The organism is Bacillus sp. AFS012607 (assembly GCF_002558005.1).
Lineage (GTDB): Bacteria > Bacillota > Bacilli > Bacillales > Bacillaceae_G > Bacillus_A > Bacillus_A thuringiensis_S.
Genome location: NZ_NTVM01000007.1, coordinates 163,349 through 186,434 on the forward strand (window position 1 = coordinate 163,349; position 23,086 = coordinate 186,434).

Consider the following 23,086-nt stretch of genomic DNA (forward strand, 5'->3'; position numbering starts at 1 on the left):
CTACTTATATTTGTTTATGTTCTTTTACGACTGCATTACTTTTTTGGTTAAAACTAGTATGATATTCTACAATACTAATTTCACATCCAGGACCAATTGTAACGTTGTTTCCTCTTACAACTTCAGCAATCGTATGTTCTAAATAGATATCATCTCCTTCAATGATAGATGTTTGGAGGCTTCCAGCATGATTGGTAAATGGAATAAATCTCACTTTTTTACGAACGGTAATCTTCTGACCGCCAATTTCTCTTACTTTGCTACCTTCATAACGAAGTGAAATTTCAATATTTTCAGCATTAAGTAATCCATCACTTTCAAGGCCACCAGTTAGTGATAGTTCTTCAACTTCAATATCTCCTTTTACATTTAAAGCGCCTTTCACATCTACGAAATCACCAGTTAATTTCCCCTTAACTTCTATCATACCTCTTACTTTTATTTTTTCAATATGAGCATCACTATGCATTTGTGTATTTCCGTATACTTTTACAGATTCCGCATCTACATTTCCTTGTACTTCACTATCTCCATACACGACATAACTTTTCACTTTCATATTACCGCACACTTCACTCGTGCCGTACGTTTTAAATTCATTACAGCTCATATCATTAGAAATCGTTCCTTCACCGCGAATCTTTACTTTATTATAATCTCCGCCCGCTGAACTACCAGAACCATTAACAGTAAGACTGTGTTGATGTTCCATATCATTTTCTCCCTTCCATTAAATCTGCTTAATTTCTTTTACATTTGCGCTTTTATCAACAGTAAGAACACCCGTATATTCGATTAGTTCAATCTCACAGTTCGGTCCTACCGTAACATTATTTCCTCTTACCGTTCTTATGTGAGCATAATCAATATCGATATTGTCACCTTCTAATAGTTCAGCCTCTAATTGCATACCAAATACTGATTTAAACAGCCTACTAAAAGTACTTAGTCTATGCTTTACTTTAATCGTTTGACCACCAATTTCTTTCGCTCGACATGTACCGTGAATATTAATATTTATTTCATCAGCGCTTAATAATCCGCCAATTGTAAATTGTCCTTCTGAAGAAAAAGTATCCACTTCACAATTACCGTCAATTGTAGCTTGACCATTGACCTTAAATTCTTCACCAGTGACATTTCCACCTATCGTACCTTTTCCTGCAATTTTCAAACTGTTTGCCTTTACATCTTGCGTAATTGTTGCTTTCCCATCAATTCGCATCGTTTCAGCATGAACTGTGCCATCGACTTTACCAGATCCGCTAATTCGTGCACTGCTACTTTTCAAATCGCCAGTAACTGCACCGTAACCGTTACATTCAAATTGCTCACATTCAACATTTCCATTCACAGTTCCTTTTCCGTTTAATTGTACTTTATGAAACTCGCCGCCATTGGATGAACCGTAACCATTTATAATCAAATTATCTGTACGCATACTTTCTCCTCCACTACAACAATTTAGTTTTTAATGCTTCGGTATATTTCATAATCGCTTCGCGTAAAACGATTTTAGTGCCTTTTTCAAAAATTAAATCGTCCACGTTTGAAACTAATAAACATGTAGAAATCCCTAATTTTCGGACAACGATTAAATCACAAGTTTTATGTTTAATTGCTTCATAATTTTCACGTAAAACTTGCAAGACCATTTTTCCTTCTTCTAAACTAATCTCTCCCGATTGTAGTAATTCTTCTAACATGTACACATAAAGAATATCTACAAATTGAAACTCTGCTGTTTTATTCGTTTGTTCTATGAAAAATTGTAAAACTGGTTCTGATGCAATCTCCTTACGTAAAATGTCTTCCTTTGTTAAAAGAATTTCTCTCACACTCGGTGAAAACATATTCGCTAGTTCATCAAGTGATAAATCCTCTTTCATCGTTTGGATCTTATCGATGCGCTCTAATATCTTTTCTTTCGGAAAAAATGTCTCTTGACCCGTGAATGTTGACTTTCGTACAAACCAATCTTCCGGTATTAAATTTTTTCTCTTCCACCTATATAACTGTCCGTATGAAATACCAGTTAGTTCTAATAAATCTTTTTTTGAAATTAAATCTGTACTCAACTGTATAACACCCCTTCCTGATAACAATGCAACATAACACTGTTACGCTGTAAATAGACTTTTATCACAAGTAGGGTAACAATGTGTAAAACAAACCTATTCCCACATACAAAAAAAGGCTCTTACACATCTTATGAAAATGCGCAAAAGCCCTTATATATCAAGATTTAAACCAAATATTATAAAAATCAATCCAACCTTGTGAATTAATCATTATACTTTGGACTTTTTCATGTGTACTTACCTCTTGTTTATTACGATATAAAGGAATAATATGAATTTGACGTAACAAAGTATCCTCAATATCGCGTAACAGTGTAACTCTTTTCTCTAATTCTTCTTGTTTAAAATAAGGAGACAACTTTTCATGAAAGTCCATGCTGCTTTGTCCATGAATAAAACTATTTTTTGTAAGAAACATATATAATAGACTATCTTCTATTCGTTCACTTATTGTGGCACTATCATGCATCATATCGGCCTTTTGTATCGTACTTACTTCCAATAGCTCTTCTATGTCAAGAAAATTATTTTCTACACGAATCCCGTACTTCACACACTCTTTTTGTATCCATTGTGCATCTTCAACATGATCTCGTCCTGTAAATGTGTAGAGTTGTAGCACTTCATTATGATAAGTACTCCTTTTAATTAAACTTTCTACATCTTCCTCAATCTCTACAATGCTTTCACCTGCTAATATTAGTTTCTGTGCCACTTCTCCACGTTCTCCGCCGAGTTCTTGAACGATTGTATAACCATGAATGATTTTATATAATGCTTTCCGAAATAACTCATCTTGCATTGGTCCTTCTTTCGTATGATTACATGTTATATATGTCACGTTCGACTCAAGCCGAGACAATTCTTTATTATGTTTTTCTTTATCTTTATACTGCGCCTTTACTAAAACATCGTATGTACTTACACCTTGTTCTACATTCCACAACTCAACACGATCTAAAAAAGGTCTTTCACGAAAATATAAAGGATGACCTTCTAAAATGAACAAATTTTCATTACTTTTATATAATTGAAAAGGCCCTGTTCCAATTAGCTCTCCTGCTTCATCTTTATTCACGATAGAACACTGTTCTGCACTTAGCATATGTAAAAACATTCGATTTTCCGTATGTAATTGAATTTCGACAACGTAGTCATCCACTGAACGAATACTTTCAACGTGTTGTAACATCCATGCGTGTGCATTATTTTCCAGCTTCATAAATCGATTCAATGAGTATATAACATCATGTGCAGTAAGTTGTTTTCCATTATGAAAGTGAACTCCTTTTCGTAAATAAAACGTCCATATTTTTTCAGCATCATTATATTCCCAGTGAAATGCAAGTCTTGGCTCTATAATGTTTGTATTACCGTCTACATACACGAGTGTATCGAATATATGTTTTACCATATGGCATTCTGAACGCATTGTAGCGTATACAGGATCTAATGTGATATCTAAATTCATTTGTACTTGCAACCGGAGTACATCTCTTCTCCCTTCAGATGTCATTTCAATCTTATGACCAAATATTGAATCCACCCAGGAGTGATATTCTTCCTTTACTAATGGAAAATGTGAGCTATAGCGTTCCACAAATATGCTCCCGCTTTTCACATCCCCTTTTTTCGTTATTTCTTTTCCTCTATCTAAAATTAAAGATATCGGGTCCTTTTGAAATATTAACTTAGAACGATTTCCTCTGCCGCGACCTGGAAACCACTTGATCCAATTTAACTCATCTAATTTTTTTATAATTAATTTACTATTACGCTCTGTACAAAATAATGTTTCAGATATATTTTGCACTGTTACTTCCAATTGTTCTCCCTCTTTTTCCCCTTTTCCATAAGCACTCCATAGTTCAATGTATTGATCTAAAATAAACATCATAATCCCCCTAAAAGGTGAAAAATACTCCCTATTGTTTCTACACTTTTTCCAATTCTTCTTTCATCTTATCATTTCAATATAGAAAGGAGGAATTAATATTGAATTATCTCTTACTTCGTTACAATAAACCTATTTTTATTAGACTGTGTGGTGAATTATTAACCAGAACGACTGAATCTATGTTAGCTATCATTATGATTATTTACGTCAATAAAATGTTAAACGGCAATGTAATAATAACTATGCTGATTTTCGGATTACAGCCACTTTCAGACATTTTATTTACACTTATTGCTGGAGGAATTACTGATAAATATGGCCGGAAAAAGATTATGTTACTCGGCTTATTGCTACAAAGTGTTGCAATCGGTAGTTTCGTTTCCGCTCAATCCGTTTTTATATTTGCACTGTTATATGTCATTAATGGCATTGGCCGTTCCTTATATATTCCGGCTCAACGTGCACAAATTGCTGATTTAACAAAAAAAGAGCAGCAAGCAGAAATTTTTGCTCTCCTACAAACGATGGGAGCAATTGGATCCGTAGTCGGCCCTTTAATCGGTGCAAGTTTTTATAATACTCACCCAGAATATTTATTTATCGTGCAAAGTGTAACCCTTACGATATATGCCGTTGTTGTTTGGACCCAGCTCCCAGAAACCGTTCCACCAATAAGTATGTCAAAACAAACAGTTGAGGCAAGTTCACCAAAGCAATTTATTTTTAAACATTACGCCATATTCGGTCTTATGGTTTCTACACTTCCTATTAGCTTTTTTTATGCACAAACTGAGACGAATTATCGTATTTTTGCAGAACATGTATTTCTTAATCTCGTATTCATACTCGCATTTATTTCAACATGTAAAGCCATTTTGGAAATCATTCTACAAATCTTCCTCGTAAAATGGTCTGAACGATTTTCTATGGCGAAAATCATCCTTATTTCTTACGCCTGCTATACAATAGCTGCAGTTGGCTTTAGTTATTCAACGACGATATTGTCGTTATTCTTCACCTTACTCTTTTTAGTCATTGGAGAAAGTATTGCTCTAAACCATTTATTACGATTCGTTTCAGAAATTGCACCTCATGATAAACGTGGTTTATATTTTTCAATTTACGGTATACACTGGGATATATCTCGAACGTGTGGACCAGTTATTGGTGCAGTTTTATTAAGTAAGTTAAATGGAAGTATGCTGTTTTATATTTGCGCTAGTTTCTTATTAGTTGGAGGTATTGTACAAGCGTTATTTGTTCAAAATTTGGAACGAAAAAAAATCGCAAACCAGCCTACACATAATTTATAAGTTACTACTTTTTCAGTAGATCAACATTTCTTATTGGATGCATGCTAAAAAACAAAAGTGAAGTATTTCGCATATGAAATGAGACGTTCCTTGTTTACAACTAAAACACCTCACTTAAAGAGCGAGGTGTTTTTGAAATCACTTAATTTCTTATCCTGCCATTTTATTAATACTATCCTCTGGTGAAAACACGGAAATATGATCTACATTACCAGTCGATTTTGGAATGACAAATTTTAACTCATACTGGTTATTTACTTTGTATACATATATTTTGTCTCCACCATTCCCTTTAACTGAAGATGGTTTTCCTAACACTTTTTCAATTTCTTGTAATGTAATCGATTTTAGTTCTGCATGATATGAGCGTACATCAAAAACTTGTGACCCTTTATTAAATCCAAAAACAACATTTTTATTTGTAAAAGTTGCGTACATTCCGTTCCCTGCTTGTTCGGTTTTATTCGCTTTCCCCCATGCTTTTTCTATTTCTTCAATATCCCCTGTATGGGCTCCAAATGGTACATTAGGTACTTTTCCTTCTTTTGCTAATTCAAACAAATCTTTAATGTGGTTAATTGATTTTTGATTAAATGTTCTATTTTTCGAATCTGGCTCAGTTGATGGTTTTGTTGTTTTTTCATTACTTGGTTTTGTTTCAAGATTTTTCTGTTCTTCTGAAGAATTACTTTGTTTATTTTTATTATTTTCCAAAGTTGGATTTGTTTCGTTTTTTTCGTCTGTCTCTTTACATGCGGCTAGCGCAAACATACATGTAAACACCAAAAATAACATAACTATTTTTAAATATATTTTCATCATTTTTACCCCCTATTGCATCTTATTTATTTCGTTAACCAACCCATTACACTACTTTTCAAATTATGTTTGTTCAAAAAAGTCAGTACTTCACTCTCTCAAAAAGCTTGTACAAAATATATTACAAAAGCTGTTTCTAAAAAGTAACCAAGTCTGTTATATCCGAAGTAACTACCTCCTGATAAACGAAACCATTTTCATCTCCTTATTTAACCCTTCTCTTCTCAATGACAATATCCTCTATCTATCACTTAAAACATGTTGTCACAACAGCTCCTTCAAACAGAAAAAAAACCAGTAGGAAGTGATTACTCTTTTCCTACTGGTTGAAATGAAATTAAATGGTAAATCTTAGCTTCTTAAAAAGTGTAGCGATAGTGTTTTTTACAGTTTCAAAATTATAAACAAACGTGTTATCTCCACTTAATGATGAAATACATGTTAAACCTGCAGCTTTAATAAAAGCTTTTACATCTACAAGCATAGAATTAGCCTCCATGAATTTAATTACAATCATTATAACAGGTGTTTTACGATGCTAACATGAAAGTAATAAATAAATTTCTATTATGAATTTATCCTGCTATTTGCCGGGCAGTAAAATCTCCACCTCAAAATTCAGCAGAAGCAAAGAAGTTAGATGGGCAGGGCTGCCCGTAAAAGCCTTATTGGTTCAACTAATAATACACCAATTCAATGTCATAAAAAAAAGCTGCCCCAAAAGGACAGCTTCAAATATGTATATTATACTTCGATTGATTTACCATCTTCAACAATATGATAAAGTAAGTGCGCTAAATGATGAATTGGACCGTATTCTTCCTCTTCCTCATCTGTTTCGCCTTGGAATTCAAGATCGTTTAAGTATAGCGCTAAAAATTGATAATATAGTTTTAAATCAAATCCGTAGCACGCAGTTGGTTCTTCATGATCCCCTTCATATTGTAACATTAAGTATTGATCATTTCCTTCTGCATCTTCTGCATCAAAGAATACGAAGAAGCCAACGTTTGTATCTAAATCAAATAAATGACGAGTACCTTTTTCAGTTGCTTTATTGAAGTCCTCTTCACTTAATTTATGTACTGTTGTCGCTTTTGCATTATCTTCTTGATGGAAATTTACTGTAAATGATTTCAATGCTGACACCTCCTGATTGTATAATACTAGCATAACATATAAAAAGGACTGCTTACAAATGTAAACAGTCCTGCTACATTCATTTCCGCATTGCTCGTAGTAAAAAACTCACAATGAAAATCAAAATAACCGCACCAATTAAAGCAGGAATGATTGCAAATCCGCCTATTACAGGACCGAAACTACCAAGTAATTTCGTACCAATCCAAGAACCGATAATACCAGCAATAATATTACCAATTACACCACCTGGTACATCCCTTCCAGTAATTAAGCTTGCAAACCATCCTAATAAACCACCAACGATTAAAGACCAAATCATATAATAACCTCCTTTATATTTAACCAATCAAAATATAATTAGAAACAATTGCTTACCATTAGTTATGTGACATTTTTCATAAGTTATTCATGCTGCTCAACTATAAGACTTTTGAGAATAATACAGACTGATAAACCATTTTTCGGACTAACGATTTATCCGACTTATTATTAACACATTAAGGACAATCTGGCTTCAATATTGTTCGCATAAACTCTTCTTTAAAAGCAGGATAGTTAAAACCAACAGCAATTCTTTGAATCGGCCGACCATCAAACCTTGTTGGTTCAGCTATTTTTCTAAAGTCAGCTACACTTTGGCCCCTAGTCACATCATTTGTCGTACTAATCCACACTGCCGATTTTTTATATTCAAAAATACTATCATTTATAAACGAGACAAACGGTAGTAAATCGTGTATAGGGCTTCCACCAATACCCGGATATTCTTTTTTATAGAAGTTCTCATAATAAAAATCAATCATTGGTTTAATGAGTTTCGCCTGTCCAGTTCCTTGTTTATCTATTATATTGGCCATTTCAGGCGTAATAAGCGCGCCCTGTGTTACATTTAACGGGTATATACTAGCGTTTTTCGCATATTTCATAACAATATTTGCTGCAATTGGATCACCATAAAAATTCGCTTCAGATACTGGTGTAACATTACCTGGAAATAGGAAAGCACCGCCCATTATATAATACGAACAAATACGATCCATTATATTGGGATACAATAAAAATAACGTAGCAAGCGTCGTTAGTCTTCCTGTCGCCACAATTATAATATCTTCTGGACAAGGTTCGATTAATTTGATTAATTCACAAAAATTTTCTCGTTTACAAATTCTCATCTCAGGTGGATTAATAGGACCTAAACCGTGATCCCCATGGATTTCAGGGAAAAACAAAGGTTCTTCAGCTGTCATCGGCCTACTCGCACCTTCAATAATTTTTACATGTGTAGCATAGTACCTTTCTAAAAAATAAACATTTTCCGTAACGATTTCTCGTGATACATTCCCGTACTCTGCAACAATACCTAGAATATCTAATTTACATGTTTTATTTGCATAAATTAACGCTACGGCGTCATCAATACCAAAGTCTCCAAAAAAGATGATTTTCTTATTAACTATTCTCACCCCTCTTCAGCATAATCTACTATTATTATTATGTGAAAAAGACAAGGCGGTGAAACAGCGCAAACTAAAAAAGCCGCCTATTTATTGGCGACTTCAATCTTTTTATAAGACAAATATGCTAGTACATTTTTACTCGAATCGTATTTCGGGTTATTTCCTTTTCTCGGCTCTCTCATATGTGTCTTTTCAAATCCAGGAATGTCCGGCATTTTCCCCATAAATTCAAGCATTTCTTCCTCAGTACCTTCAATGCGTACACGAATCATTATAACTATTCCTCAATTCTCAGTTTCTCTGTACTAAGTATATCGTACTTCAGAAAGACTGCAACACATTTATCTTTTTAATGTTGTACTTTTTTTACATATAAACATAGCCATTTCAGTATAGAATGAATCTACTTTATTATTTTTAAATTGAATATTAAAATATCCCTTCATTTCGTTTGGTGCTTTCATCATACATTCTGTTAATTTTTCGCGCTTTTGTACAGGGACATTCATCATATTACACCACCAGTCAAAATCAAACTTCTTATCAAAAGTAAGACATGACTGCATTTGCAAACCGTTTTTTTCTAATAAAGTAAGCCATTCTGTCTTTTTTAGAGCTCGTTCATGACTTGGGTCCCGCTTTTTTTCTATAAAATTATAAAATGTATCATATTCATTATTTTCTGGCGAAACATTATCTATTAAGATGAATAATCCATTATCCTCCAACGTACGATTTACTTCAAAAATAAATTGAGCCGGATTCGTAAAATGATGGGCTGCAATCCGGCATGTAATTGTATCAAAAAAATGGTCTGCAAATGGTAAATCCTCTGCGTTTCCTACTACAAAAGACACATTTCCATGACCATTCTGCTTTATAAAACCTTTTGCTTCTTCTAACATCTGTTCTGTTAAATCAAGTGCAACTACTTCTTCAAACATAGGTGCTAACATATTCGCAACATGTCCGCCACCAGTAGCAACATCAAGAAGACGATTATTATGGCGAGACGCAACTTGTTGAACTACATATTGTAAGTCCTGTCCTTTAGCATGTATTTTACTATTCACATACTTATCTGCATTACTGCCAAACTGTTTTTTCACAAGCTCTTCCTTACTCATTTTATCATCTTCTTTCTATTGTTATTTACATATACGATTCATATAATTATTACAATTCTCTTCATGTATTTTCAAATCCTCTTTTCATCTCACTTCTTATCAAGTTTACCTATAATCAAAATAATATAATTTTACGTTTTACTATTAAACAAAAAAGGCTACGGGAACTTGTCCCCTAACCTGACTAAATATTTACTACATTTTTATTTCTTCGTATATATCTATATAATATAAATCCTCTTTCAACTTCATAATAACATCTACTTCGTTATAAGTAGCCTCACGAGCATGTAAACCAAATTGATCCATACCAATCCATATCCACCCAGGTGTATGATATAAAACATCTAAGTTAAAATAATCTAATTTAGTAAGCTCCGATGTAATAAATTTATCTTTATTAGCGATTTGTTTATCTAGTAAACCATATTCTTTACCATTTTCAAATAACGATATAACTTTCCCTACAATCGGATGTTCACGAACAATAAAATGATATTCCTTTTCCTCTACATTTGCCACAATCAAACGAGAAACAGATAAATCAGCCCCCGAATTCGACATATTTGTTTATTCACCTCCTTATATAGGTTTCTTCAATATAATAACAAATGAATATTCAAATTAAGTTAATATAATGTAAAAAATAAAAAGCTGACTTCCCTTTAGAAATCAGCCTTTACAATTTGATCAACTTTATACTTTTACAAATTATTATAATGTTTCTTTTTCCTCATCATTTCCGGAAACTAAACTTCCTATAGCATCCGCTGTTACTTCTACTACAAATTCACAAATACCTGCTACAACTTCTCCAATTACTTCATCCATCTTTTTACCCCCTTATTTTATGCAACTTATTTGTAGTATAGAAGAAATTGGTGAATGTAAACTATCGAAAAAGGTGACATAAACCTTACAAAATTGTAAGCTCTTTCATCCCTTTACTTACTTCCTTTGAAACTCCAAGTATTTTTAGCAGACATATAGGCCATCATAATATGAAGAAAGTAATAATCTAGTGTCAGGAGGCGTTTAATATATATTATGTAAAATTAATTAAAGGTCAATCTTTCTACGCTTTTGACCATCGTTTCTTAGTGTCTGAAGAAGAAGAAGTTTCTGAGAGAATTTATAATTACTTACGACGTAATGAATTTTTTGAAGTACGTAAAGAAGAATATTCTGCTTAATTACAAAAAGCATTAAGAAAAATATCATCTTATTATGATATATTCTTGATGCTTTTATGTAAATTGCTTCTTTTCAACAATTGTTGTGGACTCTATTATAATATTCTAGTATTTGTCCAAGATAATTCATCCCTATTTCCGTATTTCAGTATATGAAGAGGTTGTGAATATGACTCATATCATTGATTATTAAGCTACTCAACCTATAAGTAAAACTGATGCAACAACTTTTGCAATCCCCTCTTCTCCAAACAAAGTAATTCTAGCAAATTTGAAATTGAGAATTTCAAGTAGAGATTCACGTAATAATCGAGTAGAATTAATAGCTACAGTTGGTGTAGAAGGTATAACTGAGATTTCACAAGTTTTATTCCGAATTTTCCTTGATAACATTGAAATTTTCAATACACAAGTAGGTATTGAATCAACAAATTCTGAACAATTTTACGTACAAACATTCCAAGCTACAGACCAAAACGTTAGCAGTGGAACACACGAATATTCATTAACTGTAGAAAACCTTATTAGTAGTGCAAGTACAGAAGTTGCTGGTCCTCTATCTTTTAGCGCTTTAGCTATTGGACAAGAGCGTAAATATTGCTAATTGAAATTAATGTTTAATTTTGTACTTTGGAAAAGCAAGACGTAGTTATACGTTCTTGCTTTTTTATATTTATCCTTACTTTCTATTAGCTTTAATCATGAATTTTTTACGTTTTGCTTCATTTATTTCATCAATTAATACATCAAATTTTTTACAAATCAAAAAGATTGAAATCCAATTATGAAACACGTAATATAGACTCTGACTCTAAAAAAGTTCGTATAAAAATACTACATAAATAAGGAGGTTTTATATACGAGTTTTTCATTTTAAAAGACGGAGAGGTTTTATGTTATGTGGCGTAATAAAAACGTTTGGATTGTTTTAATTGGGGAGTTTATTGCAGGTCTAGGATTATGGCTTGGTATTCTTGGCAACCTTGAATTTATGCAAAAATATGTCCCTTCTGATTTCATGAAATCAGTTATATTATTTATCGGACTATTAGCCGGTGTTCTAGTTGGACCTATGGCTGGCCGTGTCATCGATCAGTATGAAAAGAAAAAAGTTCTTCTTTACGCTGGGTTTGGTCGAGTTTTAAGTGTTATTTTCATGTTTTTTGCTATTCAATTTGAAAGTATCGCATTTATGATTGCATTTATGGTTGCTCTTCAAATTTCAGCAGCATTTTATTTCCCTGCATTACAATCTGTAATTCCACTCATCGTACGTGAGCATGAGTTATTACAAATGAATGGTGTACATATGAATGTTGGTACAATCGCTCGTATTGCAGGTACTTCACTAGGTGGAATTCTTTTAGTTGTGATGAGTTTACAGTACATGTATGCCTTCTCAATGGCAGCATACGCCTTATTATTCCTCTCGACTTTCTTCCTACAATTCGAAGACAAGAAATCAACAACACCAAGTAAACAAGCTGCAAAAGATAATAGCTTTATGGAAGTATTTCGTATTTTAAAAGGAATTCCTATTGCTTTTACAGCACTTATATTAAGTATCATCCCTCTATTATTTATAGCAGGGTTTAATTTAATGGTTATTAACATTAGCGAAATGCAACATGATCCTACGATTAAAGGGTTCATATATACAATTGAAGGTGTCGCATTTATGTTAGGTGCCTTCGTAATTAAACGTCTATCTGATCATTTCAAACCCGAAAAATTACTATATTTCTTCGCAATTTGTACTGCTTTTGCACACCTGTCATTGTTCTTTAGCGATATAAAATGGATGGCTCTTACATCATTTGGTTTGTTTGGGTTTAGTGTTGGCTGCTTCTTCCCTATTATGTCGACAATTTTCCAAACGAAAGTGGAAAAAAGTTATCACGGTCGCCTCTTCTCATTCCGTAATATGTTTGAGAGGGTTATGTTCCAAATCGTCTTACTTGGCACAGGGTTCTTCTTAGATACAATTGGGTTACAATATATGGTTCTCATCTTCGGAGTCGTTTCATTATTGATTATTTCTATTTCCCTTTCTAAGCAGAAACATTATGAAAAACAGCATTCACAATCTGCGAATTTATAAAATAAACAAAGAAGTATGGATATAATATTGAATCCATACTTCTTTGTTCTATAATACGCCTATTTATTACGTTTATTGAAATTACCTAAAGGAGTATCCCCCTTTTATTTCGAATAGATTATAAAGAGTACTCTTTATAAAAGGAGTGGTAAAATGTCTGATGGCATTGAAGTATTTATTGTCCTGCTCTTTGCAATTGCTCTGTTTAGCATCCTAAACTTTTTAGCCATTTCCTTATCTGGACATAGTTTTAAAAAAAGAATCGTGGCAGGTTTCATATTTTTACTACTGACTCCCATTGTCTTTTTGACTATCGCAACATTTGCTTCTATATTCGATAAAGCAGGATTTGGCGCAGGTACGTTAGCCTTTATGATCGCAAGCGTATATATATTAAATGGAATAGTGCTTCTGCTTTCCTCTTTATTTATCCTCAAAAAAGATATAACATAGGCTATGGTACTAGCATGAATCTGACTTTACACTAGATTCATGCTTCTTTAATTTCTCCTAAATTTTTATATGAAATTAAATAATTCTTTAAAAAAATTTAAACTTTATTTATTATAATATCCCTATCGTATTCGCACGTTTATTCAAATTTAAAAGAAAGGAGCACAAAATGAAAAAGGTTCTACTTACAATTCCTATACTAATCATCCTACTTAGTGGATGCAGCAATAACGATATATACGGTTCTTGGGAAGTCGTTGACAATAAAAATGGTGAATGCCCTGTATATTATAAATTTGAAACAGTTGTCAAAAAAGAAAATAAAGAGGAAATTGTGCAAAATTTAGTAGAAATGCAAACCACAAAGAATAAAGACGATTTATATAAAGGCTCAGTTGTCAAAAATTCTAATGTATATCACATTGATTATGGTAATTCATTTACATCAGAGCAAACTTTAAAAGTTGCCGACGGTACATTAAATGTATACTTTTTGACAGCTGAAAAATTATGCACGTATAAAAAGAAATGATTACATTTCAGAGGAAACGCAGAAAATATTTTCTGCGTTATTTCACTTTAGAAATCTTCCACAAATACTTAATAAAAACTATCAAATAACTTAAGTTATATAAAATGAATCCTATAATAGACATTTCAATTAACACGTCTACGCTATTTACATCGATACTTTTCAAAATAGGCTAATACTTCCTCTAAATTTGTCAATCGTTTTAATTTTCATAAAAAAATGATAAAATATAAACATGTGTTTTCAGAATAATTAAAAACGCAGAATGAAAGCACTGTTTTAGGAGGGGTTTTGATGACTTACACGTTAGCAACTAGAATGAAAGCATTCCAATCTTCTATATTTAGTGAATTAGGAGCCTATAAAAAAGAAAAAATTGCAGCAGGTCATAACATGATTGATTTGAGCATCGGAAATCCTGATATGCCGCCCGCTGATTTTGTAAGAGAAACAATGGTACATACAGCGAGTGAGAAAGAGAGCTACGGGTATACATTATCAGGTATTCAAGAATTTCACGAAGCTGTAACTGAATATTACAACAACACTCATAACGTTTTATTAAATGCGGATAAAGAAGTTTTATTATTAATGGGTTCACAAGACGGGCTCGTTCATTTACCTATGGTTTATGCAAATCCAGGTGATATTATATTAGTTCCTGATCCAGGATATACAGCTTATGAAACAGGTATTCAAATGGCTGGTGCAACATCTTACTACATGCCTTTAAAGAAAGAGAATGATTTCTTACCAGACTTAGGGGTCATCCCTGAAGAAATTGCCGCTCAAGCGAAGATGATGATTTTAAACTTCCCAGGGAATCCCGTTCCAGCAATGGCCCATGAAGATTTCTTTAAAGAAGTAATCGCATTCGCGAAAAAGCATAATATTATCGTTGTCCATGATTTTGCTTATGCTGAATTTTATTTCGATGGTAATAAGTCAATTAGCTTCCTCTCTGTACATGGTGCTAAAGAAGTTGGTGTAGAAATCAATTCTTTGTCAAAAAGTTATAGTTTAGCAGGTAGCCGTATTGGATATATGATTGGAAACGAAGAAATTGTTCGTGCACTTACTCAATTTAAATCTAATACCGACTACGGTGTATTTTTACCAATTCAAAAAGCGGCATCTGCAGCACTAAGAAATGGCGCGGTATTTTGTGAGAAAAACCGCGATATTTATCAAGAACGGAGAGATACTTTAGTCGATGGATTCCGAACATTTGGTTGGAATGTCGATAAGCCAGCCGGTAGTATGTTTGTCTGGGCTGAAATTCCACAAGGATGGACTTCTCTAGACTTCGCTTATGCATTAATGGATCGTGCGAATGTCGTTGTTACACCTGGTCATGCATTTGGACCTCACGGAGAAGGCTTCGTACGTATTGCACTCGTTCAAGATAAAGAAGTGTTGCAACAAGTTGTTGAAAACATTAGAAATAGCGGCATTTTCGTCCTTGAAAAAGTAAATGAATTAGTTAAAAATTAGTTCCCACTCCCCTGCTTAACTTTAGCAGGGGTATTATTAATTGGAGGTACTTTCATATGCATATTAAAGACACACTTCCCCATCGTTATCCATTTTTAATGATTGATAAAGTAATAAATGTAAAACAAGATGAATTCGTTACAGGATATAAACTCATTACAAATAACGAATGGTTTATAAACGATAGTCACAAACATATGCCTCATATGTTAATTGTAGAAGCACTTGCTCAGCTTAGTGCATTTGTACATACAAGTGATTCTGAAGGACTAGGATTTCTCTCCTCTTTAGATGGAGTTGAATTCCACGGAAAAGCATATCCCGGTGATAAACTTGATTTACATTATGAGCTAACGCGCAATCGTCGAGGTTTTATTCTTGGTAAAGGTATTGCAACTGTAAACGACCAGCCTATTGTAACTATAGAAAAACTATTAATATATCAAGCAGATTAAAGCGTTCCTTATATTAGTTGGAAATATCTATTCTCAACCAATTAAATAAATAAGAAAATATATTACGTAGTTAGGAGCAGGGAAATGGAACGTACTATCGGTATCGATGCTGGAGGCACATTAACGAAAATAGCTTATTTTAACGAAAAAAAGCTATTAACTTTTGAAAAATTTTATTCGCATGAACAACATAAAATAATAGATTGGATTAAAAACAACAATGGCATAAAACAAATATGTATTACGGGTGGTAAATCGAAACTATTACAGCATCTGCTTACAGGTTCATATAAAATAATAGAGCTAAACGAATTTGAAGCTACTCTTGCAGGTGTCCAATACATATTAAAAGAAGAAAAACATGCTATACGCAATTTTATTTTAACCAATATCGGTACAGGTACTTCTATCCATTACGTTTATAATGAACAATATATTCGCGCTGGTGGAACCGGAGTTGGCGGTGGGACTATTATGGGACTTTCAAAATTGTTAACAAATATAGATCATTTTGAAGATGTAATCCCTCTAACAAAAGTAGGATCTAGAAAAGAACTAGATATTACGGTTGGAGATATTTATGGTGGTATTCTTTCCCCTATCGATAATAACTTAACTGCTAGTAACTTCGGAAAAGCAGCCATTACAGAATCAAATAATAGTAGCTCCGATATACTAGCTACTGTACAAGGACTTGTCGGTGAAGTCGTTACTGCATTAAGCCTTCAATTCGCTGAAACAAAAAACATTGAACACATTATTTATATTGGTTCAACTTTATGTAATAACATACAACTTCAACATATTATTAGTAGCTACACCGAATATCAAAATAAAACACCAATCTTTTTACAAGATGGTGGTAATAGCGGTGCAATTGGTGCATTACTTCATGCTACGAAATAAAAAGCTGACTTTTGTCAGCTTTTTAGAAATGGCACTTCAAATTCAATAATTGATTCCCCGTTCTCTCCAATTCGCTCCACGCTTATTCTATCAATCACACAATTTAACTTCCCATGAAAACTAGGAATCTCCTTCACTACTTCAGCAGCTAACGCGACACTTTCTTTTCTTCCGACTGTTACATGCGGGATGTATGGAATATCTTCTTTCAAAAATTGTAATAATGATCCTGCATTCTATGATAAGAAATTTTGTATACTAACTCCATCTTCTCCCCTCCATTATTTCAACTGGCTTACTGGATATTTAGCAAATAAAGATTTCCGAAAATCTTTATCTTCCACAAGCATTTTAATTTTTTCTTCATTGCCGTTAAAGAACTTTATAACTTTATTTTTATCCCATATATCTTTTTCTTTTGGAAAATCATCGAATTCCCTATGCAAAATTGATAACATTTCTTCCCTCGTTATCTTAAAGTTTTTATTTTCTATTTGAAACTCATAAGCTTTTGCGTTTGGTACTAAAATTACTAGATAGGTAGCATTAAAGAGAAAATTCTTCTTCATCGTATCTTTCTCATCAAACCAATACGTCTCAATCATTTCTTCTGTAAGAGCCCCACTCCCTTTTGCGCCATAGTTCACTTTTATATTTTCATTTTCTAAACTTATACTTTGAACTGTTCCACCACCGGGTAAATGATTAATAATTGCAACCACATCTGAATTATTACCAACGTATGTCCCAGTATATTTCTTAAAATCATCTGACCTAACATCATATATAGCTTTTATTCTTTCCCCGTTAGAACAAGCCGTAATAAATAAAAAAATTGTTAGCATAACGATCATGTTATGATGCATATATTTCATTTAGCATCCCCCATTTTTATCGATATTTCGTTAATTACAATATTTACTTTCAAATCCCTTTTTAAATATACGCATTTTAATCAAAATTAAAAATTTTCATTTTTTATGTTTACAATTATCCATTAATTGTATATACTTACTAACGTAAGAAAAAAATTCTAAAAGGAGGTCGAAGGAAATGATGAAATTACAATTACATGCATTAACTTTAGCGTTAACTGCACCTGTGTTTTCTGGACAATTAAATATGAATTCGACCACCCTAATGGAGAATTGAAAATCGTACTTTATTTCATTTAATTCATAAATTCGCCACAGGAGGTCGTATACTTTCCTGTGGCTTTTTCACGCCCCGCCATAGGAGAACTGTATCTTCCTGTGGTTTTTTTGCGCGGTTTTTTTAGTCTCTTACATTATTTTTCTAAGAAAGGAGCAACATTCAATGACTATTAGCGTATTGTTTTTAAGTATTACGATTCAAAGAAATACAATTTCCAAAGATGAAATTCTTCATAATGAGCAAATTGAAAAAGCTATGAATGATGTTAAGGAGCGCCAAGCACTTTACTGTGATCACCTGTAATTCCTTTTCGAAAGGAGGAATTCATTTATGACTTTTCATATTTTCTTTTTTACGACTGTGCTTCAAAAAAATACTTTATCTGAAACTGAAATCATTCGTAAACAACAGTTAAAACAACTGACTGATAAAATAACTGACATTAAAAGTTCATACTACACTCAAATGTATTAAAAATATATTTTAAAGGGGTAATATATTCATGAAATTTAAAGCATTCTTTTTAACAATCACCATTCAAAAACGTAAGCTTTCACAGAAAGAGATTTTACGTGAGCAACACATCCAAAACATTATGGACGAAGTAAAAGAGCGCCAATCTTCTTATTACACTCGTCTTTTCTAAATCACTTATAAAGGGGTAATTATCCAATGAAATTTAAAGTATTCTTTTTAACCATTACCATTCAAAAAAATAAATTTTCTGAATCTGAAATGCTTCATGAACGACAAATTAATCAGGCTATGGATTCTGTAAAAGAAAGACAAAGTCATTACTGTAGTCATCTGTAATTCCAATTCGAAAGGAGAAATTCACATATGAAGTTTCACCTTTTCTTTTTAACGATTACGATTCAAAAAGAAACAATATCTCAAAATGAATTAAAACAAGAAAGACAATATAAACAAGTTATTAATGAAATTCGAGATCGTAGAAGCAAATACTACACTCACCTTTAATCGTTTAACTATATAGAATTGAAAGGAGTCGATTTTGATGTTGATAGCGCGCTGTAAGGAAATGATTTGGATAGTTCAGAGGGATTCCACATAGTTTTATAGAGCCTTATATCACACAAGTTCATCACTGAATTTGATGTATAAAAAATATATAATAAAATCAAATCAACCCACTTTTAATTATTTTTTATAAACAAAAGATACACCACTTAAAAAGCGGTGTATCTTTCTCAGGTTTTACTATTTCCGATTACTTCTCTTCGTCTTAAACAATCTCACTAAGTTCGAAACAACTGTTTTTGTTACTGCATAAGCTGGTACTGCTAAAATCATTCCGATGATTCCAGCAAAGTTACCTACCCCTAAAATTAGGATAATAATTGTTAATGGGTGGATGTTTAATTTCGAGCTCATAATACGTGGTGAAATAATATTACTTTCAAACTGTTGTACAATTGTTACGATAATAATTACGTATAAGGCTTGCATCGGAGATACGAACAGTCCTACAATAACAGCTGGCGCTGCCCCAATAAATGGACCTAAGTTAGGAATGATGTTTGTAAATGCTGCAATAATTCCTAAAACGAAAGCGTACGGTAAATCGATAATTAAATAACCGATAAAAGTAAACGCACCTACAAATATACAAACGAGCGCTTGCCCTTGAATATATGCAGATAATGTTTCGTTCGTTTCCTTAATGATACGAAGCCCCTCTTCACGGTAAGACTCTGGTAATAAACTTACCGCTTTTCCTGGAAAGGCATGTCCATCTTTAAACATGTAAAATAAAATGAACGGTACAGTAAATACAACTAATGCAACGTTCGTGATAATACCAAATAAAGCCGTTGCACTCGACGTAATTGTATTTGGTATATCTTTTAAGTATTCAATCGCATTTTTTTCAATTGTTTCAATGGAAACGTAGTTTTGTGTAGATAACCATTCAAACAACCTATGATGTGATAATTCTTGTATGTATACTTTTCCCTCTTTTATGTAGCCTGGCATATTTTTCACTAAGTCCATTAGCTGTTGTGAAATCGTAGGAACAACTATTCCAACGCCAACCGCAGTTAATGTTATGATAAAAAGATATAACATTAATATCGCTAAATTTCTAGGTACTTTTTTATTCTCCAAAAAGATTAATACAGGATTAAATATGAAGTATAAAAAAAGCGCGATTAAGATTGGGAAAAATAATGTTGATATGAAGATACCAATCGGTTGAAATAAAAATGATATTTTTGTGCAAATAAATATGATTCCTACAACCATTAGCACTTCTAATGTCCAAAAGTGCACTTTTGATTTCAAAAAAACGGCCTCCTTTAAACTAGCACTTCTCTTCATTGTACCAAAATAAGTATGAATTTCACATAATATTTTCCTTTACAATATTCCAAAATACCGATAAATACACTACAATGAGATTACATACAAATTTGCAGGTAAAGGTGATAAAAATGACACAATGCATCATTTGCAGAAAAGATACGAAAGAACTTAGTGAACAATATGTCATTCCAGAAATATTATGTGGATATTATTTCACAAACTCAATTTGTGATACTTGTCATGAACAAATGACAACAAATATTGATCGTCCTTTAATTAGGCATAAATTGAGTCAATTTAAGATTGAACAAATGAAAAGACAAATTGATTCCCCACTCTATACGAATGAGCACGGTGAGGAACTTGCGGCTGCTGAGACTGATGTTGTCGAAGTAAGCGACGAGATTCTTTATTCTAATGCATTAATTATGAAACTATGTAAAAAGCACGATATTTCCTTACATAATGAAATTTGGAAAGAGGAACGTGTAACGAAAGTAGCGAGTTCTATTCAACGTGAATTACTATTAGATAACCGTAAATATAAAATGAGTGTATTAAAAATGGCTTATACATTCGCTGTACAAGCAGTTGACGGCTACTTTGAAGATCAAGATGCAATTGATATTTCTACCATTCTCTCCAATGCAGATTTCGTGGAACTAAAAGAAAAAAGCATTGTACGTGATTTAAGCAAAAGTTCTTTATGGAATACGCTAAATACAAGTAGTGAAAATCATTACTTTATTTTACTTAGCGATAAAGACGGCCTGTTTTGCTTCATTCGTTTGTTTGACATCTTTGATGTTGTCGTTCATTTATCAGAAAAAAGATTTGACCTTCCATCGCCGATTGTCGGTGTAAATAATGTGAATACGCAGAAATTTTATGTCCAAAGTTTAAAACAGTATATGGATGGGCTGTTTAAAGAAAAAGCACCTACTATATAACAGAAACCAGAACATACGGTCTCCTTTCTTGATGAAAAGACACTGTGTTATAATGAGTATGAAAAGAACAATACAATCACATAAACCAATTATAAATTGTATATAAATAAAAAAGACTAGTGTGCGGCTACACACTAGTCCACGTAACTTAGCAGATTGGATTGTTCATTTATCCTATTTGTTTCTTACAAACAAAACAACCCACATTCTATAAGCATAGGTGGGTTGTTATTTTTTGAGCTTGTCTATTAAAACGACGACGAACGTTAACAATGCAACGAGAAACAGTCCACCTTGCAGTAGCAACGCTATTTCACTCACGTATTATCACCCCCCTCCTACTCGGAGAAGTGATAATTGAACAACCAACCGCACCTTAAGTTACCCTTTAATTTTACCATATTTTCTAATAATTTACGATGAAAACCCGCAAGCGAATAACTTGCGGGTTTTTTATCCCGTATTAACAGGCAGTGAACAAAATAAAGCAATAAATATGTGAAACTTTATTTCTCACTATTTTTTTAATGCATATGCATCAGCAATCATTTCACCAACCATTTTATTTTCTTCTTTCTTCTCGTTTTTCAATAATGGGAATAACAATTCTGCCACTTCATACGCTTCTTCTAAATGCGGATATCCTGATAAAACAAACGTATCAATTCCTAACGATTCATATTCTTTTATCCTTTCTGCTACTGTATGTGGATTGCCTACAAGTGCAGTACCTGCCCCACCTCTTACAAGTCCGATTCCAGCCCATAAATTAGGGCTTATCTCTAACGACTCTCTCGTACCTTTATTTAAATGTGTCATCCTCTTTTGACCAACCGAATCATATCTTGCAAATGTCTTTTGAGCAAGCTCAATTGTTTCATTATCCACATATTGAATTAAACGTTCTGCCTCTTCCCACGCTTCTTCTTCTGTTTCTCTTACAATTACGTGTAATCTAATGCCAAATCGTACTGTACGCCCCTTCTCTTCTGCAAGTTTTCTTACTTCTTCTATTTTCTCTTTCACTTGCTCTGGTGGCTCTCCCCACGTTAAATATACATCACTATGTTCAGCTGCTACTTCTTTTCCAGCAGCTGATGATCCTCCGAAATATATAGGAGGATATGGTGTTTGAACTGGCGGGAATACAACTTTACTATCTGTAACTTGAATATGTTTTCCTTCTAAAGAGATCGTTTCACCTTGCAATGTCGATTTCCAAACTTTTAAAAATTCATCCGCTGCTTCATATCTTTCATCATGCTCAAGATATAATCCATCTCCTTGTAGTTCAACTGGATCTCCTCCAGCTACTACATTAATAAGTAGTCTCCCATCTGAAATTCTATCAAATGTAGATGCCATCCTCGCTGCAACTGTAGGTGACATTAGTCCTGGTCTCACTGCTACTAAAAATTTTAGTTTTTCTGTTTCAGCAGCAAGAGCTGAAGCTAACACCCAAGGGTCTTCACATCCTTGACCAGTTGGAAGTAACACACCCGTATATCCTAAATAATCAGCTGCCGCAGCAACTTGCTTATAATAACCATATTCAGCTGCTCTTCCTCGTTTTGTCGTTCCTAAATATCGACCATCTCCATAAGCCGGAATAAACCATAATAATTCCATACCTTTACACACCCCTTATTTATTTTGAAACGTATACTAACAAATTCTATATA

At 33.1% G+C, this 23,086-nt stretch carries 31 protein-coding genes and 2 pseudogenes; 15 read left to right on the forward strand and 18 right to left on the reverse strand.

Annotation, left to right across the window (positions count from 1 at the left end):
• Positions 1–4: 4 nt before the first annotated feature.
• The 4 genes from CN409_RS08500 to CN409_RS08515 all read right to left on the reverse strand — a co-directional run bounded on the left by CN409_RS08500 (position 5) and on the right by CN409_RS08515 (position 3,975).
• Positions 5–712 carry a hypothetical protein gene (locus CN409_RS08500; protein ID WP_000401029.1) on the reverse strand — a complete coding sequence of 236 codons (708 nt, stop codon included), beginning with the start codon at positions 710–712 and terminating at the stop codon, positions 5–7.
• A gap of 18 nt (positions 713–730) precedes the next feature.
• Complete coding sequence (locus tag CN409_RS08505) at positions 731–1,441, reverse strand: bactofilin family protein (protein ID WP_001258382.1); 711 nt, start codon at positions 1,439–1,441, stop codon at positions 731–733.
• Between the two features lie 13 nt (positions 1,442–1,454).
• Complete coding sequence (locus CN409_RS08510) at positions 1,455–2,078, reverse strand: YhbD family protein (RefSeq protein WP_000102242.1); 624 nt, start codon at positions 2,076–2,078, stop codon at positions 1,455–1,457.
• A gap of 160 nt (positions 2,079–2,238) precedes the next feature.
• Positions 2,239–3,975, reverse strand: a complete 1,737-nt coding sequence (locus CN409_RS08515) for an ABC transporter substrate-binding protein (RefSeq protein WP_044782803.1) — start codon at positions 3,973–3,975, stop codon at positions 2,239–2,241.
• A 101-nt stretch (positions 3,976–4,076) separates the two neighbouring features.
• On the opposite strand from CN409_RS08515, the gene CN409_RS08520 reads away from it, so the two are divergent.
• Entirely contained in the window at positions 4,077–5,291 is a 1,215-nt protein-coding gene (locus CN409_RS08520; RefSeq protein WP_044782804.1) for an MDR family MFS transporter, read from the forward strand.
• 150 nt (positions 5,292–5,441) lie between these two features.
• Here CN409_RS08520 and CN409_RS08525 read toward each other — a convergent pair whose 3' ends face one another.
• From CN409_RS08525 to CN409_RS08565, 9 genes and pseudogenes are all read right to left on the reverse strand, one after another.
• A complete protein-coding gene (locus tag CN409_RS08525; RefSeq protein WP_015945824.1) occupies positions 5,442–6,113 on the reverse strand; it encodes a YjgB family protein in 672 nt (223 codons plus the stop codon).
• Positions 6,114–6,136: 23 nt separating this feature from the next.
• A pseudogene (locus tag CN409_RS08530) lies at positions 6,137–6,307 on the reverse strand (aminopeptidase); the annotation flags it as partial.
• Between the two features lie 140 nt (positions 6,308–6,447).
• Positions 6,448–6,594 (reverse strand): hypothetical protein, encoded by a 147-nt coding sequence (locus CN409_RS08535; protein WP_000959552.1) that lies wholly within the window; start codon positions 6,592–6,594, stop codon positions 6,448–6,450.
• A gap of 260 nt (positions 6,595–6,854) precedes the next feature.
• Positions 6,855–7,250 carry a hypothetical protein gene (locus tag CN409_RS08540; protein WP_000834883.1) on the reverse strand — a complete coding sequence of 132 codons (396 nt, stop codon included), beginning with the start codon at positions 7,248–7,250 and terminating at the stop codon, positions 6,855–6,857.
• A 79-nt stretch (positions 7,251–7,329) separates the two neighbouring features.
• Positions 7,330–7,572: a GlsB/YeaQ/YmgE family stress response membrane protein gene (locus CN409_RS08545; RefSeq protein WP_000638310.1), complete on the reverse strand. Its 243-nt coding sequence runs from the start codon at positions 7,570–7,572 to the stop codon at positions 7,330–7,332.
• A 178-nt stretch (positions 7,573–7,750) separates the two neighbouring features.
• Positions 7,751–8,716: a nucleoside hydrolase gene (locus tag CN409_RS08550; protein ID WP_001223689.1), complete on the reverse strand. Its 966-nt coding sequence runs from the start codon at positions 8,714–8,716 to the stop codon at positions 7,751–7,753.
• 77 nt (positions 8,717–8,793) lie between these two features.
• Positions 8,794–8,982 (reverse strand): DUF3970 family protein, encoded by a 189-nt coding sequence (locus CN409_RS08555; RefSeq protein WP_000621885.1) that lies wholly within the window; start codon positions 8,980–8,982, stop codon positions 8,794–8,796.
• A 69-nt stretch (positions 8,983–9,051) separates the two neighbouring features.
• The gene (locus CN409_RS08560; protein ID WP_000031314.1) at positions 9,052–9,837 is read right to left on the reverse strand and encodes a class I SAM-dependent methyltransferase; all 786 of its coding nucleotides are present in this window, start codon (positions 9,835–9,837) and stop codon (positions 9,052–9,054) included.
• 195 nt (positions 9,838–10,032) lie between these two features.
• A complete protein-coding gene (locus CN409_RS08565) occupies positions 10,033–10,401 on the reverse strand; it encodes a hypothetical protein (RefSeq protein WP_000071474.1) in 369 nt (122 codons plus the stop codon).
• Between the two features lie 476 nt (positions 10,402–10,877).
• Between CN409_RS08565 and CN409_RS08575 the strand changes: the two genes are divergently transcribed.
• From CN409_RS08575 to coaW, 8 genes are all read left to right on the forward strand, one after another.
• The gene (locus tag CN409_RS08575) at positions 10,878–11,030 is read left to right on the forward strand and encodes a YqbF domain-containing protein (RefSeq protein ID WP_074789873.1); all 153 of its coding nucleotides are present in this window, start codon (positions 10,878–10,880) and stop codon (positions 11,028–11,030) included.
• Positions 11,031–11,235: 205 nt separating this feature from the next.
• Positions 11,236–11,634, forward strand: a complete 399-nt coding sequence (gene exsC, locus CN409_RS08580) for an exosporium protein ExsC (protein WP_223837280.1) — start codon at positions 11,236–11,238, stop codon at positions 11,632–11,634.
• Positions 11,635–11,928: 294 nt separating this feature from the next.
• Positions 11,929–13,131, forward strand: coding sequence for an MFS transporter (locus tag CN409_RS08585; RefSeq protein WP_000269259.1), 1,203 nt, complete (start codon positions 11,929–11,931; stop codon positions 13,129–13,131).
• A gap of 153 nt (positions 13,132–13,284) precedes the next feature.
• Positions 13,285–13,584, forward strand: a complete 300-nt coding sequence (locus CN409_RS08590) for a hypothetical protein (protein WP_001279466.1) — start codon at positions 13,285–13,287, stop codon at positions 13,582–13,584.
• 169 nt (positions 13,585–13,753) lie between these two features.
• The gene (locus CN409_RS08595; RefSeq protein ID WP_000757025.1) at positions 13,754–14,116 is read left to right on the forward strand and encodes a hypothetical protein; all 363 of its coding nucleotides are present in this window, start codon (positions 13,754–13,756) and stop codon (positions 14,114–14,116) included.
• A gap of 294 nt (positions 14,117–14,410) precedes the next feature.
• Positions 14,411–15,610, forward strand: a complete 1,200-nt coding sequence (locus CN409_RS08600; RefSeq protein ID WP_141527698.1) for an LL-diaminopimelate aminotransferase — start codon at positions 14,411–14,413, stop codon at positions 15,608–15,610.
• A 56-nt stretch (positions 15,611–15,666) separates the two neighbouring features.
• Complete coding sequence (locus CN409_RS08605) at positions 15,667–16,065, forward strand: 3-hydroxyacyl-ACP dehydratase FabZ family protein (protein ID WP_000547638.1); 399 nt, start codon at positions 15,667–15,669, stop codon at positions 16,063–16,065.
• An 84-nt stretch (positions 16,066–16,149) separates the two neighbouring features.
• Complete coding sequence (gene coaW, locus CN409_RS08610) at positions 16,150–16,971, forward strand: type II pantothenate kinase (RefSeq protein WP_000442491.1); 822 nt, start codon at positions 16,150–16,152, stop codon at positions 16,969–16,971.
• A 14-nt stretch (positions 16,972–16,985) separates the two neighbouring features.
• Here the strand turns inward: coaW and CN409_RS08615 are convergent.
• A pseudogene (locus CN409_RS08615) lies at positions 16,986–17,201 on the reverse strand (2'-5' RNA ligase family protein); the annotation flags it as partial.
• A 51-nt stretch (positions 17,202–17,252) separates the two neighbouring features.
• Positions 17,253–17,846: a DUF4825 domain-containing protein gene (locus CN409_RS08620; RefSeq protein ID WP_097981633.1), complete on the reverse strand. Its 594-nt coding sequence runs from the start codon at positions 17,844–17,846 to the stop codon at positions 17,253–17,255.
• Positions 17,847–18,288: 442 nt separating this feature from the next.
• Between CN409_RS08620 and CN409_RS08630 the strand changes: the two genes are divergently transcribed.
• Genes CN409_RS08630 through CN409_RS08650 form a run of 5 tightly spaced genes read left to right on the forward strand, consistent with a single transcriptional unit; the run spans position 18,289 to position 19,107 of the window.
• On the forward strand, positions 18,289–18,429 hold the full coding sequence (locus tag CN409_RS08630; protein ID WP_000156193.1) for a YrzI family small protein: 141 nt from the start codon (positions 18,289–18,291) through the stop codon (positions 18,427–18,429).
• A gap of 27 nt (positions 18,430–18,456) precedes the next feature.
• A complete protein-coding gene (locus CN409_RS08635) occupies positions 18,457–18,600 on the forward strand; it encodes a YrzI family small protein (protein ID WP_000142727.1) in 144 nt (47 codons plus the stop codon).
• A 28-nt stretch (positions 18,601–18,628) separates the two neighbouring features.
• Positions 18,629–18,772 carry a YrzI family small protein gene (locus CN409_RS08640; RefSeq protein ID WP_000668963.1) on the forward strand — a complete coding sequence of 48 codons (144 nt, stop codon included), beginning with the start codon at positions 18,629–18,631 and terminating at the stop codon, positions 18,770–18,772.
• A 26-nt stretch (positions 18,773–18,798) separates the two neighbouring features.
• Entirely contained in the window at positions 18,799–18,939 is a 141-nt protein-coding gene (locus tag CN409_RS08645) for a YrzI family small protein (RefSeq protein ID WP_000669805.1), read from the forward strand.
• 27 nt (positions 18,940–18,966) lie between these two features.
• Positions 18,967–19,107: a YrzI family small protein gene (locus CN409_RS08650; protein ID WP_000668498.1), complete on the forward strand. Its 141-nt coding sequence runs from the start codon at positions 18,967–18,969 to the stop codon at positions 19,105–19,107.
• A 240-nt stretch (positions 19,108–19,347) separates the two neighbouring features.
• Here CN409_RS08650 and CN409_RS08655 read toward each other — a convergent pair whose 3' ends face one another.
• Positions 19,348–20,433, reverse strand: a complete 1,086-nt coding sequence (locus CN409_RS08655) for an AI-2E family transporter (protein ID WP_097981635.1) — start codon at positions 20,431–20,433, stop codon at positions 19,348–19,350.
• A 149-nt stretch (positions 20,434–20,582) separates the two neighbouring features.
• On the opposite strand from CN409_RS08655, the gene CN409_RS08660 reads away from it, so the two are divergent.
• Positions 20,583–21,404, forward strand: a complete 822-nt coding sequence (locus CN409_RS08660) for an HNH endonuclease (RefSeq protein ID WP_000189714.1) — start codon at positions 20,583–20,585, stop codon at positions 21,402–21,404.
• Between the two features lie 228 nt (positions 21,405–21,632).
• Here CN409_RS08660 and CN409_RS32270 read toward each other — a convergent pair whose 3' ends face one another.
• Both CN409_RS32270 and ssuD read right to left on the reverse strand, forming a co-directional pair.
• Entirely contained in the window at positions 21,633–21,725 is a 93-nt protein-coding gene (locus tag CN409_RS32270) for a putative holin-like toxin (protein WP_001289320.1), read from the reverse strand.
• 195 nt (positions 21,726–21,920) lie between these two features.
• Entirely contained in the window at positions 21,921–23,033 is a 1,113-nt protein-coding gene (ssuD, locus tag CN409_RS08670) for an FMNH2-dependent alkanesulfonate monooxygenase (RefSeq protein WP_000422253.1), read from the reverse strand.
• Positions 23,034–23,086 lie beyond the last annotated feature (53 nt).